Below are 16,488 nucleotides of genomic sequence, written 5' to 3'. Positions count from 1 at the left end.
AATGGCCTACTTTGCCCCGTATATAGATGAAACAGGCTATCACATGCCTTCCTATACAGATATCCGTGATGATCTGATCAGTCAAGCCAAACAGATATTCGGACAGGATATCTATTTAGGAAATGACAGTCAAGATTATCAGTTTATATCTGTTTTTGCGAATAAACTTTATGATTCCTATTTAACCTGTCAGGCTGTTTACAATAGCAGGGGACCAGCAACTGCAATTGGTACTGGTTTAGATGTAGTGGTGGGGATAAATGGTATCAAGAGACTAAAGGACTCGTATTCAAATGTTCCAGTTATTCTTAAAGGTACTCCTGGAACGATAATCAAGGACGGCATTATTTCGGATAATGTTGGGAATCGCTGGTCATTACCTTCTTCCGTCACGATCGGATCAGAGGGATTGTTTACTACAACAGCTACTTGTCAGATACCTGGACCAATACAAGCAGAAGCCAATACAATCAAGGGGATTGTGACTCCAACATTAGGTTGGACAAGTGTTACTAATCTAGAAGCAGCAACTACAGGAAAATATACAGAAACGGACCCTCAGTTAAAGGCTAGACAGGCAGTTAGTACGGCAAACCCGAGTAGAACTGTGCTGGAAGGAATAAAAGGGGGGATCGCTGGTGTGATTGGTGTAACTAGGTATGTTGTGTATGAAAACGACACGGGTGAAACAAATGAAATGGGTCATCCTGAGCACTCAATCACAGTGGTTGTAGAAGGCGGTAACGATCAAGAGATTGCAGAAACCATTGCCAAACGAAAAACACCAGGATGCTATACAAATGGAACAACAACTAAAATTGTGACCGATATGTACGATGAACCAACCCAAATTCGATTCTTTCGTCCAGCCTATGTAGAGATAGCAACGGTTGTGCAGGTAAAACGACTTGGTGGATTTACTACGCAAACGGAAGACGACATCAAAAGTTACGTAGCCGACTTCATAAATAGCATTTCTCTCGGAAATCCAAGCTTAGTCATATCGAGTTTATGGGGGGCAGCCTTGCAAGCAAACAGGGTTTTAACGAATCCAAGCTTTTCAATTGTTAGCCTAACGGCAGCTCGCCTAGGAAATCAACCATCGACTTCCGATATTCCTCTTGAATTTTTTGAGGCGGTGCGTGGATCAAAACAAAATGTCACCGTGAATGTTGCGGGGTGAAGAGATGGCAATTCAACAATACCTTGACCTGATCACGTCACAACACTGGAACAAAGATAAATACATGCGGTGGTTAACTGCTGTACTCGAAAAAGGCGATGTCTCAGTAACAATTGCCAATGAAATTCCGAGTGCATTTGATGTCGAGACAGCCATAGGAGTCCAATTAGATACGGTCGGAGATTTAGTGGGCAGGTCCAGATACCTGCCTTTTCAATTGGAAGATGGTACATCGCCGGTAATGGATGACGACATTTACCGTATTGCACTGAAAGCAAAAATCGCACAAAACCAATGGGACGGGACGCTGCCACAGATATATGAAATGTGGGATAACTTGTTTCCAACCGCGCGCTTGAGAATGAACGACAACCAAGATATGACCATGAAAGCAGTTATTCGTGGTGACTTGGGACTCCACAGTGTTTTGCTTGTTACGGTAGGTTACATCATCCCTAAGCCGTCCGGGGTTCGAATCAACATTGCATGGCAATCCGAAGTCAATCGGATGGATTACGTTGGCATGCTAATTTCGGGCCAGGACACTACTACAATTAATTCCGAAATGCCACAAGACTGGTGGTTATCTGAAGCCAATCGGATGGATTATGTTGGAGGGCTCGTGACTGGTAATGACAAAGTGACGATTAAATCAGAAGCATTATAAGGAGGGCAGAAACGATATGGCACTTTATCCAATTATGGTAATCACGCAACTAGGAAAAAATCTCTACGCAAAAGCACAATCAGGTATTGCAATCAAATACACACGAATGCGAATTGGTTCTGGTTCATACAGCGGTGATCCGTCTACGTTGACCAATCTGGTACAACCTATTGGTTGGGTTCCGATCTACGGATTTAGCAGAACGGGTGCGACCGCACATGTCAAAGGACGCTTTGAAAACACAGATGTTACGCAATCAACGTATTCTTGTGAGATCGGAATATATGCTGAAGATCCCGACTTAGGTGAAATCTTGTATGGATATTCAAACGCTGGGACAAAGGGAGATTACATTCCGCCGATTTCAGCCGGTCCTTTTTCGAGGGAGTTTCAGGTAAACATCGCCGTAGGAAGTGCTAGTCAAGTAACTGCAATTGTCTCCCCCAGTGGCTTTGTAAGTTATGAAGAGTTTAACGAACATGTGCAGGATTACTCAAATCCTCATAAAACGACGTATGAACAGGTCGGAGCTGCGGCAAAGGACCATACACACCTTAATGCTACAACAATAGCTGCTGGATTTATGAGTGCGTCTGATAAAAGCAAACTGGATGGAATTCAGACTCAAGCCATTAATAAAGGAACAGCAGATACGCTATATGCCCCTCTGTCTCATGTGGGAACAGGTGGGTCAGCGCATGCCCTTGCTACATCTTCAGCAGCGGGTTTTATGTCCTCAGAGGATAAAGATGGGCAGCAGTCTCTCCGTAAATATCGCAGTGGTTATGATACGGGCGCACAGATATACACAACCGTAGAGTACAAAAGAAAAGACGGAACCTTATTTATGAAATCTGTCCTATCTAGCAAAGTAGGTAACAATTACACGGTTGATACACGTACCTTTTATGCTACGAATGGTACTACGATCAGGAATACGGAAATCTGGGACATTACTTATGATGCAAATGGTAATCCCGTAAACGAGGTGCTTCGATGAATAATTTTGGTGACGTGCTACGAGACCACGGAATCGGACTTGGAAAATACAAAATTAATTCAAAAATCTATTACAAAGACATTGGATTGGATTATCCGCCTTCAAAGCGCTTCGATACCATAAAATCAATAGGTGGAATTCAGGCGGCAGTAACGGACACGTCTGGCAATGTTTTTATAAAATTCCAGGATACAATTACAAAGCTTAATAGCAACCTTCAAATTGTTTGGACAAAAACAATCACAGCACCTAATTTCATTTTTTCGTCTTCACCTTACGCTGACACGCAAATGCTGTATCTCACAGCTGGAAAGTTATACACAGTCTTTACTGGAGCAGACAATACATCAAGTTACAAGTCGCTTGCAGTTTGTATCGATACTACAACAGGAAATATTGATTTCACATTTGCCGAAGGAACCGGTCACAGTTCGTCCCAGCAAGTTATGATGCACGTGATTCCCGTGCCCAATGAGGCTAATACTTTTTATATCTCAAATGAGCGTCTAACCTCCGGGTCAACTGGAAGCGTGCAAAAAGTTGTTATTGGCTCAACTGGAGTAAATCGTTTTATTACAAGCACTGTTTGGACGAAACAGATGGCTTATGGAGGAGCTCCGTCCTTGGCTTTGACGGCTGATAATTGCTTACTTTACTCTGACTATTACTCGACTAGCAGCTGGGCCACTAGGAAAGTAAATAGTACTGGCGCACAGGTGGCTACATCTAACGAAGTTATGCCTCAAAAATACGCTATTTATGAAACGAACTTGTATTTTTATGATAGATCAACCGACTATTTGATCCAGCTCGATACAACTGATCTCAGGTATGTAGGAGGCAAAAAATTTGCTACATCGTACATTGATGAACGGGTTGTTGGTGCATCAGCTACTGGGGTGTATGTATGGCATTTCTTTGACAACAAAGGTGGGTTCAGCAAATTAGACCCAACAACGTTCGCAGAAATATGGACGATATACGAGGATGTGACATGGTTGTTGGATCAAGAAATGGTTTCTCCGGGTCGTGTTGTGGGTTTAAGGCCTAATAGCTATTATGGAGCAGTGCAATACAATGAGTATTTGACAATTGTTAGATAAAGGGAAAGGTGCGTGTGTCTAATGATCTATGTAGAGTATGTTAATGTTACCGATGTGAAGGCTGTCATTAACTTTCAACATTTTATGCCTTTCGATAAGCATCACGGACTAGGAAAAACAGAAGAAGAATTGAAAACTACAGGAGCGTTGGTTGAAACCATTCCTGAGCCATTATATCAGGACGGGAAACAACCGGTCCTTTATATTAATCCCAAAACGAAAGAGTTGTTGTATGAATATGCAGACATCACCGCGCCTGAAGAAGACAGGATCACCCGATTAGAGAGGGACACAACTGAAATTAAAAAAGCAAATCTGGATACCCAAGATGCCGTTTTACAGCTTTATGAAATGGTCACGGCACCACAAACAAAGTAAGCCCACATAGGAGGAGCAGAGATGCTAAAACGACTATGGATATGGCTTCTTTTTTTATGTCTGAAAGGAGGTGAGAGGACGATGGTAGCAGTTTGCATAAGCTTGATTATTAATGGTCGCCGTACCTTTATGCAAATTCCAGTGAGCTTACAGGAAGCTGTAAAAGCTGACATGGAAGCAATGGGTTTGGGTACAGACGGCAAGCCTTTGGTATAGCGCCTTTCCTAATAGGAGGGCGTTTCTTTATGGGGAGCTGCTAATGCGGCTCCTTTTACTTTTACCCCCAGGGGGTGAGGAGGATGAACTGGTGAGGTTCGCACAGAGCTTAGATAACGTAGCAACACCAGCAAATGGCATTGCAGCAACAGTAGGTGTTTTTTTAGCTCCAGCCTTTCAGTACCTCTATGGAACCGGACGAATGGATATATTAATTCTTCTTTTCATCATGAACGCTCTTGATTGGGTGACGGGTATTGCAGCAGCTAAAAAAGACCTTACGTATTCTTCTGATTATGGATTGTCACGGATCCCACGGACGCTATTTCTTTTTGCATTGCCGGCAGTTGGCAATCTTCTTGATAAGGTCATGGGCACTCCAGGCTTCTTATTCTACGGAGTGACCTTTGGGTTGATCTATCACACATGGACAAGCCTGACTGCCAATGCTCACCGCGCAGGCTGGCCGATGCCAAAGTCCATTGAAAAATTGGTCGGATCAGAGATTAAAGCCAAGACTGAACGAGCTGCAAGAAAGGAGCACAAGTGATTATGATTCCTTTGATGAAAGAGTATCGAGTCACCAGTCCTTATGGTCCACGAAAGAGCCCTATCACCCAGAGGGATGAATTCCACACAGGAATTGATCTAGTAAAGCCAGCATACGCAAATATTCAAGCTTTCGTTGCTGGGACGGTTGTTTATGCCAATATGGGGCAAACGGGTACTGGAGTAGGTGGTTTTGGTAACACAGTAATTATCAAAGACAAAGACAATTACCTACATATGTACGCACACCTCACAGATTACTGTGTAACAGTTGGACAGTTCGTTGAATGTGGCCAGGTGATCGGCCGGCAAGGGAACACCGGAAAATCCGCAGGTCAGCACTTGCATTATGAGGTTCGGAAAAACGGACCGAGCTATGGTTTTGGAAACCACATTCATCCAGTTAAGTATGTTGACGATTTTTATGCGAATGAATGTCCACAGCCAGAGGTAAAACCTGTTGATAAACTTGTTGATAAAGTTTCCATCGAGATTAACGGCAAACTGCTTCCAGTGCATGGCTACCTCAACAATGGCGTCTCAACTCTTCCGGTGCGTGCGGTAGCAGAAGCTCTAGGAGTCACGCCAGGATGGTGCTCAGACAATAAGGGCGTGACAGTTAACGGCAAACAGCTGACAGTGACTATCGAAGCTGATACCTCTTATGCAGCTGCTCGTGACTTGGCTACTGCCCTTGGTCTGCAAGTGGAGTGGGTACAGGAACCCAAAACCGTGAAATTGAAAGGTTGTGTAACTGTATGAAAGACTGGCTGAGAAACAATAAAAAGAGCGTGCTACTGATCCTTACTGGTGCCCTCGGCATCGCCGCAGCTTCCATCGGATTGAGCGAAGACCTGCAACTCCAAATCGTCAGTATCGTTGATCAACTTCTGTCTTCCCCTCGCCCTTAATTGGGTGAGGGGCTTTTTTATTTTTGGCAACAATTGTATGATTGAGAAAAAACGAGGTGATAGAATGACCTACGATTTAAGAGATGTTGGCGAACGCGGAATCCCAATGTGTTTTGATTTTGGCGAACGCTGCACCGTGCTATGTTTTGACCTTGGAGAAAGACCATATCTTTTTGACGCTGATGAAAGAGGACAAGTTCTGTGTGCAGGCCCGGAATGGCAGATGCAAGATGGCCCAGAATGGGAAAGCATGAAACTTGATGATGGTCCGGGGTGGGCTATGAAAACTTCAGGGCCTGATTGGGAAGGCGTAAAGATGGATAGTGGTCCTGATTGGGAAATAAGCTTGGACGGCGGACCTGGTTGGCAAATGTATGGGCCACCAGATAGCTGGGAAAAAATATTAAAATTCGGACCTATCGAGACTGGCACGGCATTGCTCCACTAAAAAGTGGGGCTTTTCTTTTTTCGTCACTCGTCATAAAATAGGAACAAACGTTCTTGTTTAGGGAGAGTGATTCGGTTTGTTGTCTGATATCGAGAGGAAAGTCCTGCGAGTAATCGGAAACTATTCGGCAGGACGAAGAAGGACACCAACTGTAGACGAACTATGCATCAAGACAGGTCGAACTCGTGGCGGAATCATGACAATACTCGATGCTCTTACGAAAGAGGAATACATTGAGTGGCATAGGTCTGAGCCTGATAAGATGGAAGTGTTCGAGACTTGGGAAAGGAACGGTGTGTTGAGATGGCCTCTAAGATAGAAAATCCTTTTTCAATGCGTTTTGTGCTGCCGGAGCAACGAGCATTGTATCTACAGATGAAGGAAGATGACAAGCTCGTAACTATGCCTATTGTTGAGCAAGACGAACTGGAATCCTTAAACTACATTATCAATGATTCAGCGCGATCGGATTATGCTATTACTGTAACTTGGTGGAAGCAAGTAAAAGGCAACTTGGGGACCGTGTGCACGATGTGGGGTGTTGTTAAGTGGATCGATCAGAACGGCAGGAGAATAAAGCTTGTGACTGATGAAGATAGCCAGTGGATATCTATGGATCACATTACGGCCGTAAAAGCGGATTAAGGAGGGCTCTATGGCAAAGGCAGCTATACCAAAACGTCCTACAAGAGATGAATTTGAATTAGAGGAGTTAGGGAACCAACTCGTTGAAGCAAAGGATGATGGTGACGAAAGGGCATTGACCGTTTGGGGAATGTCTGAAAAAGTCAGAGGGCGGATCACAGTTCTTGATTCGCGGACAAGGCTAGTTCATGTAGAGGAAAACGGAGCAATTCGGAAAATACCATTTTTGGATATTATGAAGGTGAGTTACGAGTAATTACCAGCGCATGTCCCTTGTAGTATTGATACAATTATAGCGGTGATGCTATATGGATTTTATATACCCGATGTTACTAGAGCAAGCTGATAAACCATTTTCGGACGGCCGCTATGTCTTCGAGCCTAAAATTGACGGCCACCGCCTGATTCTATCCCGAAGAAACGGCGAGACGCGACTCTATACAAGGCACAACAATGATGTCACGGCGAAGTACCCTGAACTCATAACAGATGGTCCTGACATTGTAATGGACGGAGAACTGGCAGTGATGGACCCGGATACTGGCATTCCGGACTTCGAGCTAACTATGCAGCGATTCCAGTCGAATCGATCGCGTCTGCCGATATCCTACGTTGTATTCGATATCCTACATTATGATGGAGTTGACCTTAGAGGGCTCACGTTAATGGAACGCAAAGCTGTCCTGGACCGGGCAATAACGGACACTCCGACCATGAGCAAAATTGCGTACATTGACGGACGCGGTGAGGACTTATGGGACGCAATTGTCAATCGGAACATGGAGGGTATAGTCGCCAAGAAAAAGGATGGGCGATACCATGCTGATAAGCGGACAGACGACTTCTTAAAGATCATCAACTATAGCTATGTTGATGTTCATATTGCCGGATGGCGAAAAGGTGACTTCGGATGGTTGGCACATTACAACGGTCGACCAGCAGGTGTTATTGAGCTCGGCGTTCCTCCTGCTCACAAGCAGGCGTTTTATGGGGTGGCGAAACAGTTGATTACTGGTGAGGATCGCGATTATGTTTACATCCAGCCGCAGATAAAAGCACGAGTTAAAATACGAAACTGGACAAAGAGTGGCATGCTACGCTCACCAGTATTCGTCGAATTTATCCTAGCAGCATAGAACGGTCCTGTCTCCATATTGAGGGGGCAGGTATTTTTTATATGCTTTTTCCGATTTGCTCTAGCACCTTAATGAACAGGGGAGAGAGTTGAATAAGCAGATATCCCAATCCGGAATTTTGGATTGTTGACCAAGCCCGTTCGGACTGACCAAACATAAAGAAGAAGCATCCGCCTATCATGACTACTGAAGCTACTGGCAGAGAAATGGCCACAAGTATTTGTGTTAACGGATCAAGCGCATGAGCTAGGACCTGTAATGTTGCACCGGCTACGACTTGTGTAGCGGTAGTTGGGATGCTTTCAGCTGCACTCGCGTGCAATGCAGGGGCTAGAGCGAGCGGAACCATGGCACCTGTTTTAATCAGCGCATCTGTGATCCTCTTCACATCACGTTTTTTAGGCTTTGGTATATTCCAAGTACCATCCATAAAATCACGGAATTTGATAACTTCTGTCCTCGCCATCTTGACCACTCCTCACATGATGTCGTTTATCTGGCACACCTCAACAGGCAATCCCTCGCACAGCTCCGTAAAGCGTCTGACTCTACTTCTGCTGACCGTTACAATATGCAGGGTAGGAAAGTACCCAAACTCCTTCTGAAACAATCCTCGATCAAGCATTTCCCTGTAGCGTTTTATCTTTGCGCTGTTCTCAGCCATACTTTGTGTGTTGTCGACTTCAAGGAAGTTGTGGCGTTTATTCTTCGTAAATAAAGCATCGGTTACAAGCGTTGTTTTGCCGTCTGTCACCTTAATCTCATTCCGCCAATTGACGGGGCAGCCCATGTAAAAGTAATAATCGTTACGCATAAGTGTGTGTTTGGTTTGCAAATTGCGCCGCACAACCTTTTGCGATCCGATCATTTGCCGTCCAACTCGACTGAGGTAGTACACTGTGCCGTATTCCTCTTCGCGGAAAGATTGGATATACTCTTCCATTTGCTTGAGAACCTTTTGAGCGTTCCTGTCGCCTCCTAGACGGTGTAGCCGTTGGATATGTGACCTACTCAAAAAACCGAATCTGTCCAGACTGTGCAGGATTTGTTCTTGCCTCTCTATGCGTTTCACAGCTGTTGTCTGCATCATGCGGCTCCTTTCTGGATTTGATGGTGATATGAGGCTGCACCACCTTGCGAGTGATCTGTGGATCAATAAAAGGAGTCTGAACGATTTGTCTCTTATCGGCTGTCTGGTATATCGCGCGGCCCTTTATTTCAGGAAGAGTTTCAGCTCCAGTTTCATCCAGGACAACTCGGGAGGCGGTGGCTGTCTGCACACGGAAACATAGCTTGGCGTCACTATTTTGCTTGCATTGGCGCGGAATTACATCGCCAGTAGGGTATTGAGTGGCAAGTATTTGCCTATATCCTAAACCTGCTCCCAGTCTTGCTATCTGGCTTAGGTATGTTTGGCAACGTTCCTTGAGTGCGCGTTCCTCTTTGGTGACGGCTTCATCCGGATTCAGTTCCCCAACCTCATCCACTATGATGAAGTGCCTAACCTTCTCTCTGGCATCCTGAACGTTCCTGTAGCCATTCTGTTTAAGGGCCGATTGTTTATTCCTCATATCCTCGACAAGCGTGCGCAGAGCCTTCTCAGCCTCTTCTGGTTCTTCTGCGTAGTTGATCACTTGTCTTGCGTTTCGGAAGTCCGAAAACTCCACGCCGCCTTTCAAATCGACCAACGTGAATTGTACGCTGTCCGGCTGTTGAGTTAGTAGAGTGGTGATGATCAGATTCAAAAAGTTACTCTTCCCATACCGCGTTGCGCCGCCAACAACCATGTGGGGAATCTGTTCGAAATCATGATGGATAATCGAGTTGCCTTCTCTGATCAAGCCGACAGGCACCTTCCAATTGCCAGCGGCGAGTACTTCTTCGAATCTGACTAGGGATGGCATCGGTTGACTGTAAACCTTCACCTTGAGAAACCCATCATACGAAAGCTCGACTTCCTTTTTGGCAGTCTTTTTCTTCGAAAGGAGGGCTTTAAGTTGGGGGAGTAGGGGACTAGTGTGATCGATGGTTTTTATGTCAGTAAAGGAAAATGACAACGTGGTTTTGCGGTTGTTCAACCCATCTTGAATGTGGGCAAACTTTGCCTGGTAATCCTCAAAGCTGCGGCCCAACGGAATGCGATAACGGTACTCAGTTCCCCAAGAGTGATTTACTTTTTTGACGAGCTGCGCGGTATAGGTTTTGTCTTTGTCCTTTACATTCAATCCGGTCAGCGAAAAAATCTTGTTCAACTTCTCACTGTCATTTGTGACTCCAGACTTTTGCAAATGAGCATACAGTGCAACACCTCCCAGCACAGTAGACGAGATCACTTCCAAAAACATCTGTAATCAACTCCTTTCACGCCACCTCGTTGTTGTTTCGATAGAAACAGTTGTGATTAAAACGAACAAGTGAATGTTCAATAATCATTGCCAGCGCTACATATTGTCTTTCGTTTTGTCATTCAAAAGGTCCGCTAAACAAACGAATGGGGTAACGAACTCACTCTGGTACAATTGATGCGGTATAAATTGTCCAATATTCCGATTTACACCGGAAAAAATGACTAAAATTGTTCGGTCTTGTCCAAACTTGATTACTGAGGTGATCAGAATGTTTGGACTGGGTAAACCCGAAACAAAAGTAAAAAAGTTCTTGAAAAGGCATGGAAAGAATCAACAATGGCTATGTGCGGCTGCGCCGGTTAATAAAGACACGGCAACAAAACTCTGTACAGATGAGGACTATTATCCTCCGCCAATAGTCGGGAGAAAGGTATTGAAGGCCCTGAGATTGCTCGACAAAGACGTACAGGAAAGTGACTTTTGGACAATGTGAAAAGCCCTTCTCATTAGAGTGGGCTTTTGTTTTTTGTAAAATCTTGATAATTAGTAAGAGTAGGGATATTGTAGGAGAGAATAGTCTGCAAAAGGGGACATGTGAGTGAACACGATATTATATCTTTTACTTGGAGTCGCAGATATCATTGTTGTACTGGCATTCATTTTTAAGTTGTTCAGATTCCCTTTTTGGGACTATAAAAGAGAGTTTTTAATCATGGGCATTACCTTGTCGGTAACTTCCTACCTAATCAGAGTTATTTTCAAAATTCCTGTAATTGATCTAGGTGTTCAATATGTATTGTTTATATTATTTTTTCGGTATCTAATAAAATTCCGGATATGGGAATCAACAATGTTAACGGCAATCGGCATCTTAGCATTTGATCTATGTCAATTAATCCTTATACCAACCCTCATCTCTTTAGATATAGCAACTATTGGTGATGTTTTCAAATCAACAGGTATGGGTACATTCTTAATACAACTGGTAAATGATGTCGTAATGGTCTTAATCAGTTATCTAATTTATAGGTTTAACTGGGGCTTCTCATTTGTTATGCAACCCCCGCATGAATTGAAATGGAAACCCTCATTAAATGGCATAAACTTCATAGTGCTAATGATGGTGATAGTAGCATCTAAGGCAATTTTTGTAACGTTATACGTATTACTAAACTACTTTAACGAGATTAAATATGTTGCTATGGCAGTTGTGGTCTCGTTTCTAATTTTTATGATTACTTCTCATGTGAAGGAATTGGAGGATATTAAAAGGAATGATTGAAAAGGCAGCGGAACGTATGGCGAAGGCGATCAAAGCTGCAAATCCAGAAGAAACGTCGAGTGTCAAGGCGATGCAATACCCTATAGCCATGACAATAAACTTACTTGGGGTTGTGCTTGGATGTCTAATAATAGGTGTAATGACAGGTAGACTGAGCGAAACGTTCACAGCATTCATTTCATTCGCTTTACTACGGAGATTTTCTGGGGGCTACCATGCTCATTCATTGACCGTCTGTGTTATTATTTCTGTTTTGATTTTCACTGTTATCCCGTTTGTACCTTTAACCACCACAGCTCAGTGGATACTAAAATCTATATCTTGTTTGTTGGTGTTATTTCTTTCTCCAGCTAATTGCGAAGAGAACGAAATTAGAGATAGCATTAAGAAGTATTTTAGAATAATTTCGATATTGTTAGTAGTAGCCCACTTATTCACTGACTCAACAATTATTATATTATCGTTTTTTGTACAAGCATTACTCCTGATTGATGCAAGGCGGTTAAAGGAGGTGATAATAAAATGAAACCAGTAACTGCTAAAGTTCTTTCTAAAGTATTATCAGGTATCTCCTTCGTATTTGTTTTTGCCGCAGCTAAACTTGTAGTGGGTAGCATGGAGACACCACAAGAACTCCGTAAGAAATAAGTGATGATACGATGACATCTCCACGAATCTTTTGTGTTAGAGTTGATAAGAAGGGCGACGAATTTGATTACATGGAATTTGATCTAACTGAAGACATATTCTATGTGTCCATTTATCGACCGAAGAAAAACAAAGATGGCATTTTTGTTTTGCACACTCGATATGGAATGTACCATTGGGTGAATACACTTGAAGGTGCAAAAAGACAATGGCGCAATTATGGTTTTGTATCTCTTGACAGCGTAAATGTTGTTAATGTGAACAAAATCAGCTTTGTTGATCCTGTTGCTTACAAAGTATATTTTGAGGATGGATCATCAACAACTGTATCCAGTAATAGAATGGAATTAATCGAACATCTACCACAAAAGACAGCCCAGTAATAATGGCTGTCTTTTGTTTTTTGAAAAATGATATATTACACGATAATCTGACATTAGTCAACAAAAATTGACCCCCCCTTCTAAAGGAGATTTCCAAACTCGAATTCAGTGTTATTATTTTCCACATATAGGGATAAAAAGGCAAGAGGGGATGGATGTTCATGAACAAATCGAGGGGTTTTACCATATTTGTAGATAAAGGTTTTATTGAGCAACATGTTTTCGAAAGCATGCAGAACACCTGTTTATGCAAGTCGGCACATCACAAAACTTGACTATATGTCAAGTTTTACCCCAGAGGAGGAGCTTGAAAGCTCACTGCCGATTGCCTTTTTTTACATCGATCCATTCGTAAAAATCCTCAGCATGACAGTCGAGGATACGAGCAGCCAGAACAGCATTTTCATAACTCATCTCGCGCTCTTCAGAAATCCAGCGACTTACAATGGACTCAGTCACACCCATGCGACGAGAGAATTCAGCAGGTTTCATCATTCGGCTTCTTAGGATTTCAGGCAGTCGGCATCTCCCTTTCTGGAGAGCCATATTTTCAGTCCTTTGTTTAAAGCTAAACTTGCATTTCTTAGCATCATAACATAATTAACAAATTTATGAGATTCATGTTGTTAAAAAGAACAATCATTTCAATGAAAGGTGGTATAATGATCCTGTACATTTATTGTTTTGTACAAAAATGTTGTACATATTAACAAACGGAAAAAAAGTGTGCAGTTTTCCTGTGAATGCGAAAAGGAGGTATGATGATGTTGAAGTGGTTAGAACCAGCTATTGAACAGAGGATCTTAGAAGTTTCTGATGCCTGTGAGGAGCAAACAAACCAGTTATATGAAGAGTTGCTTGGACTATTAAAACAGCTTGAATCAACAAATTCAATATCTTTAGACCTCATATCTAAAATTGAAAATGTATATGTTTTAAAAACAAATATTGTTGTAAAACATGCATATAAAGCGGGATTTGATGATGGGATGTATGTGGGAAGCAAAATAAAATAAACACGTCTATGCTTATGATGTAAATGAAATCACCTTAATCGACGTCCTTGGCACAGAAACCGACGAAGTGGTCGACGCTGTGCAGCTCAAGTTAGAGTCCAGTAAAATTTACCAGCACATACACATCCTCGATGAGCGCGAAAAAGAAGTGATCATCGGCAGGTTTGGGCTGGATCAGGACAAAGAAAAGACACAGCGTGAAATTGCACGTGAGCTGGGCATATCTCGTTCGTATGTATCCCGTATCGAAAAGCGAGCGTTGATGAAGTTGTTTAATGAGTTCTATCGAACGAAACAGCCGCAGGGAAGATAAAAAGATAAGGGAATAAAGGAAAATCATTTGGGAAGATCACCCGTAAGAGAGGCATTCTTTCAGCCATCCGTCTTACGGGTGATTGCTGTGCGAATAACTCAAGTATGATTGTATCCGCATAGAGTTTTTCAAGAGTAACGATAGTTACCCTTCCCATCTATGGTTTTTTGTCTGAAGTAAAGAAACAGAGGAAAAGCAAATGATAGCCCAACAGTTAAAGTTGCGAATATGTAAATCCACCAATGCTTAATGTGATGCTTTCGAACTTCTTGAAAAAGGAATACCCAGAAAATTAAGCATGAGATAAGAAAATCGGTTGCAAAAAAGAAGAAATGTCGTTTGCAAAAAGTTCCGATGTAAAGAGCTTGACAAGTTGCGACGAGCGTAGCAGGGAACCATGCAATTATTTCTTTTTTGCATTGTCTTACAGTGGTTTTCAATTTTCGGGAATCTCTCTCGGAACGCCCCTTCTTCAGTATCTCTCATATTCGTATAGTCAATTCTGTCTCAAGTGTGCCGAATTACCTGCTGCACCACCTCCACAGCCTGTGACCGCAGTAGGCGTAAGGATTATCTTGCGGCGGAGGCCTCTGCCGAAAGAGTGGAGTTTTTGATATAGACAAGCGCCTGCCATTACCTCAGAATGGAAGTATAGGGGGTGATATTTTGCCAGAAGTTTATCTTGGAATTTCAATACCTGAAATTGTTGTTAGTTCGAAAATTATTCTTCCAAGTATCGCAGGGGTTTTTGTCACAGCGATACTAATAAGAAATAGTTTAAATTAAGCACCTACGCGGTGCTTTTTCTTTTCAAAACCAAGTTCAATATGGTGGGCTTACTAGGTTGACAATTAATCACATAAGTTTACGGTACAGTATTATTCTGTAAGCTAACAAAACTCTTTGATAAAATGGGGACAAGCAAATAAGAAAAGTTATTGAAGATAAAAGGTAAGGGAATAAAGGAAAATCACTTGGGAAAATCACCCGTAAAAGAGGCATTCTTTCAGCCAGCCGTCTTACGGGTGATTGCTGTGCGAATAACTCAAGTATGATTGTATCCGCACAGAGTTTTTCAAGAGGAACGATAACTATCCTTCCCATCTATGGTTTTTTGTCTGAAGTAAAGAAACAGAGGAAAAGCAAATGATAGCCCAACAGTTAAAGTTGCGACTATGTAAATCCACCAATGCTTAATGTGATGCTTTCGAACTTCTTGAAAAAGGAATACCCAGAAAATTAGGCATGAGATAAGAAAATCGGTTGCAAAAAACGAAGAAATGTCGTTTGCAAAAAGTTCCGATGTAAAGAGCTTGATATCTAATCCATTTGCACGAAGAAACGGAATGAAATAACTGTAAGGCAAGACAGCTCCCAAAATTGCCAGTAACAAATATAGGTTTTTCATTCTTTACCTCCCCCTTTATTTTTGGGGATATTATACAGTCAATAAAGAGTCAACTTCAATTCGTTTTAGAGTTATTTTTTTACAATTTAAGGAATATTCGCATTGCTCAAAATACTAAATACCATGGTGAACAATTATGTAGTTAACATGAAAATCTTGAAGGGATCCAACGAAGAGAGTATGAACAAAATGTGTACTTAGTCAATAACGAAGAATTTTCAGGGAAATAGAGAGCGGCAAAACTATCTTGCCGCCCTGGTAGAATGCGAATGCATGCTTACTGGAGATTGGTTGGGTGTGGATTTTGATGTCCATATTTAATCTCTGAAAAAATGTTATTGGGTACAAAGGGTTCTGTATGTGGAATTCGGTTCTCAAGAACATCAATTAACCTTTGGATGTCTTCTTTCGTAGAAGGTTGCTTTTCCAATTTAAGTTGATATCCTAAGTTCCCACTAACTTTAATTGTAGCCCACTCAACATCAGAGATACTTGATATTCCAGCTTGTCGTAGTCTCATTTCAAGCTTATCAGCTGTTAGCCTGAGTTTGCGCATGTTACTTTCAACCAATTGCCCATTTTCAATTACATGAACTGCCTTGCCCGTAATAAAAGTTTCGAATCCGTTAGACTTAATCTCCAGGTATTCCATCAACATCATGACCACGACCAAAACTGCTGCTAATAGAAAAGTTAATACCTCCGCATTCATGATGGTATAGGTTGCCCAATTGACAGGAAGAATTTTCAAACCACACGATTTACTAAAAGGGGGGAAGACGATGAAACTCTGTAGCAAGGAGACGAGTAGGCAACAAAACAATCGAAACGATAACGGCAGGCAATGAAAGAGG

Annotated in this window: 25 protein-coding genes and 1 pseudogene; 19 read left to right on the top strand and 7 right to left on the bottom strand. The window is 42.3% G+C overall.

Features of this window, described 5'->3' with window-relative positions; genetic code table 11:
- Position 1 precedes the first annotated feature (1 nt).
- The 13 genes from M3630_RS04980 (at position 2) to M3630_RS04915 (ending at position 8,236) form a co-directional block, all read left to right on the top strand.
- The gene (locus M3630_RS04980) at positions 2-1,183 is read left to right on the top strand and encodes a baseplate J/gp47 family protein (RefSeq protein ID WP_251251417.1); all 1,182 of its coding nucleotides are present in this window, start codon (positions 2-4) and stop codon (positions 1,181-1,183) included.
- Positions 1,170-1,850: a baseplate wedge 1 family protein gene (locus M3630_RS04975; protein WP_353057214.1), complete on the top strand. Its 681-nt coding sequence runs from the start codon at positions 1,170-1,172 to the stop codon at positions 1,848-1,850. The genes M3630_RS04980 and M3630_RS04975 overlap by 14 nt, the downstream gene beginning before the upstream one ends.
- A 16-nt stretch (positions 1,851-1,866) precedes the next feature.
- A complete protein-coding gene (locus tag M3630_RS04970; protein ID WP_251251415.1) occupies positions 1,867-2,850 on the top strand; it encodes a hypothetical protein in 984 nt (327 codons plus the stop codon).
- Positions 2,847-3,953 carry a hypothetical protein gene (locus M3630_RS04965; protein ID WP_251251414.1) on the top strand — a complete coding sequence of 369 codons (1,107 nt, stop codon included), beginning with the start codon at positions 2,847-2,849 and terminating at the stop codon, positions 3,951-3,953. Before M3630_RS04970 ends, M3630_RS04965 begins: the two co-directional genes overlap by 4 nt.
- A gap of 21 nt (positions 3,954-3,974) precedes the next feature.
- On the top strand, positions 3,975-4,331 hold the full coding sequence (locus M3630_RS04960; RefSeq protein WP_251251413.1) for a hypothetical protein: 357 nt from the start codon (positions 3,975-3,977) through the stop codon (positions 4,329-4,331).
- 81 nt (positions 4,332-4,412) lie between these two features.
- Positions 4,413-4,547, top strand: coding sequence for a CD1375 family protein (locus M3630_RS04955; RefSeq protein ID WP_251251412.1), 135 nt, complete (start codon positions 4,413-4,415; stop codon positions 4,545-4,547).
- Positions 4,548-4,638: 91 nt separating this feature from the next.
- Positions 4,639-5,097, top strand: a complete 459-nt coding sequence (locus M3630_RS04950; protein WP_251251411.1) for a phage holin family protein — start codon at positions 4,639-4,641, stop codon at positions 5,095-5,097.
- Between the two features lie 2 nt (positions 5,098-5,099).
- Complete coding sequence (locus tag M3630_RS30920; protein WP_285860234.1) at positions 5,100-5,858, top strand: peptidoglycan DD-metalloendopeptidase family protein; 759 nt, start codon at positions 5,100-5,102, stop codon at positions 5,856-5,858.
- Positions 5,855-6,007 (top strand): hypothetical protein, encoded by a 153-nt coding sequence (locus M3630_RS04935; RefSeq protein ID WP_251251410.1) that lies wholly within the window; start codon positions 5,855-5,857, stop codon positions 6,005-6,007. The genes M3630_RS30920 and M3630_RS04935 overlap by 4 nt, the downstream gene beginning before the upstream one ends.
- Before the next feature lie 64 nt (positions 6,008-6,071).
- Positions 6,072-6,455 carry a hypothetical protein gene (locus M3630_RS04930; RefSeq protein WP_251251409.1) on the top strand — a complete coding sequence of 128 codons (384 nt, stop codon included), beginning with the start codon at positions 6,072-6,074 and terminating at the stop codon, positions 6,453-6,455.
- Positions 6,456-6,734: 279 nt separating this feature from the next.
- Entirely contained in the window at positions 6,735-7,100 is a 366-nt protein-coding gene (locus M3630_RS04925) for a YolD-like family protein (protein ID WP_353057213.1), read from the top strand.
- A gap of 10 nt (positions 7,101-7,110) precedes the next feature.
- Entirely contained in the window at positions 7,111-7,356 is a 246-nt protein-coding gene (locus M3630_RS04920; RefSeq protein WP_251251408.1) for a YolD-like family protein, read from the top strand.
- 52 nt (positions 7,357-7,408) lie between these two features.
- On the top strand, positions 7,409-8,236 hold the full coding sequence (locus M3630_RS04915; RefSeq protein WP_251251407.1) for an ATP-dependent DNA ligase: 828 nt from the start codon (positions 7,409-7,411) through the stop codon (positions 8,234-8,236).
- Between the two features lie 37 nt (positions 8,237-8,273).
- On the opposite strand, the gene M3630_RS04910 is transcribed toward M3630_RS04915, so the two are convergent.
- From M3630_RS04910 to M3630_RS04900, 3 genes are read right to left on the bottom strand one after another with little or no spacing between them, the layout of a single operon-like run.
- The gene (locus M3630_RS04910) at positions 8,274-8,702 is read right to left on the bottom strand and encodes a hypothetical protein (RefSeq protein ID WP_251251406.1); all 429 of its coding nucleotides are present in this window, start codon (positions 8,700-8,702) and stop codon (positions 8,274-8,276) included.
- Between the two features lie 12 nt (positions 8,703-8,714).
- Positions 8,715-9,323 (bottom strand): replication-relaxation family protein, encoded by a 609-nt coding sequence (locus M3630_RS04905; protein ID WP_251251658.1) that lies wholly within the window; start codon positions 9,321-9,323, stop codon positions 8,715-8,717.
- On the bottom strand, positions 9,244-10,581 hold the full coding sequence (locus M3630_RS04900; RefSeq protein WP_251251405.1) for an FtsK/SpoIIIE domain-containing protein: 1,338 nt from the start codon (positions 10,579-10,581) through the stop codon (positions 9,244-9,246). Before M3630_RS04900 ends, M3630_RS04905 begins: the two co-directional genes overlap by 80 nt.
- Before the next feature lie 601 nt (positions 10,582-11,182).
- Between M3630_RS04900 and M3630_RS04895 the strand changes: the two genes are divergently transcribed.
- From M3630_RS04895 to M3630_RS04885, 4 genes are read left to right on the top strand one after another with little or no spacing between them, the layout of a single operon-like run.
- Complete coding sequence (locus M3630_RS04895) at positions 11,183-11,866, top strand: hypothetical protein (RefSeq protein ID WP_251251404.1); 684 nt, start codon at positions 11,183-11,185, stop codon at positions 11,864-11,866.
- Positions 11,859-12,392 (top strand): accessory gene regulator ArgB-like protein, encoded by a 534-nt coding sequence (locus tag M3630_RS04890; RefSeq protein ID WP_251251403.1) that lies wholly within the window; start codon positions 11,859-11,861, stop codon positions 12,390-12,392. Before M3630_RS04895 ends, M3630_RS04890 begins: the two co-directional genes overlap by 8 nt.
- Positions 12,389-12,514 carry a hypothetical protein gene (locus tag M3630_RS30915; RefSeq protein ID WP_255675676.1) on the top strand — a complete coding sequence of 42 codons (126 nt, stop codon included), beginning with the start codon at positions 12,389-12,391 and terminating at the stop codon, positions 12,512-12,514. The genes M3630_RS04890 and M3630_RS30915 overlap by 4 nt, the downstream gene beginning before the upstream one ends.
- A gap of 11 nt (positions 12,515-12,525) precedes the next feature.
- A complete protein-coding gene (locus tag M3630_RS04885) occupies positions 12,526-12,897 on the top strand; it encodes a LytTR family transcriptional regulator DNA-binding domain-containing protein (RefSeq protein WP_251251402.1) in 372 nt (123 codons plus the stop codon).
- Positions 12,898-13,212: 315 nt separating this feature from the next.
- On the opposite strand, the gene M3630_RS04880 is transcribed toward M3630_RS04885, so the two are convergent.
- Complete coding sequence (locus M3630_RS04880) at positions 13,213-13,443, bottom strand: helix-turn-helix domain-containing protein (RefSeq protein ID WP_255675677.1); 231 nt, start codon at positions 13,441-13,443, stop codon at positions 13,213-13,215.
- Between the two features lie 212 nt (positions 13,444-13,655).
- Between M3630_RS04880 and M3630_RS04875 the strand changes: the two genes are divergently transcribed.
- Both M3630_RS04875 and M3630_RS04870 read left to right on the top strand, forming a co-directional pair.
- Positions 13,656-13,913, top strand: coding sequence for a hypothetical protein (locus M3630_RS04875; RefSeq protein WP_251251401.1), 258 nt, complete (start codon positions 13,656-13,658; stop codon positions 13,911-13,913).
- Positions 13,914-13,935: 22 nt separating this feature from the next.
- A pseudogene (locus M3630_RS04870) lies at positions 13,936-14,226 on the top strand (sigma-70 family RNA polymerase sigma factor); the annotation flags it as partial.
- A gap of 128 nt (positions 14,227-14,354) precedes the next feature.
- Here M3630_RS04870 and M3630_RS04865 read toward each other — a convergent pair.
- From M3630_RS04865 to M3630_RS04855, 3 genes are all read right to left on the bottom strand, one after another.
- Entirely contained in the window at positions 14,355-14,666 is a 312-nt protein-coding gene (locus tag M3630_RS04865; protein WP_251251400.1) for a DUF2834 domain-containing protein, read from the bottom strand.
- Positions 14,667-15,301: 635 nt separating this feature from the next.
- Positions 15,302-15,634 carry a DUF2834 domain-containing protein gene (locus M3630_RS04860; protein ID WP_251251399.1) on the bottom strand — a complete coding sequence of 111 codons (333 nt, stop codon included), beginning with the start codon at positions 15,632-15,634 and terminating at the stop codon, positions 15,302-15,304.
- Positions 15,635-15,911: 277 nt separating this feature from the next.
- Complete coding sequence (locus M3630_RS04855; RefSeq protein WP_251251398.1) at positions 15,912-16,346, bottom strand: DUF421 domain-containing protein; 435 nt, start codon at positions 16,344-16,346, stop codon at positions 15,912-15,914.
- Positions 16,347-16,488: the final 142 nt, after the last annotated feature.

Origin of the sequence: Brevibacillus sp. MER 51 (genome assembly GCF_023714195.1) — a bacterium.
GTDB lineage: Bacteria > Bacillota > Bacilli > Brevibacillales > Brevibacillaceae > Brevibacillus.
Note: the sequence above shows the minus strand (reverse complement) of the source record. Positions and strands in the feature narration are given on the sequence as shown.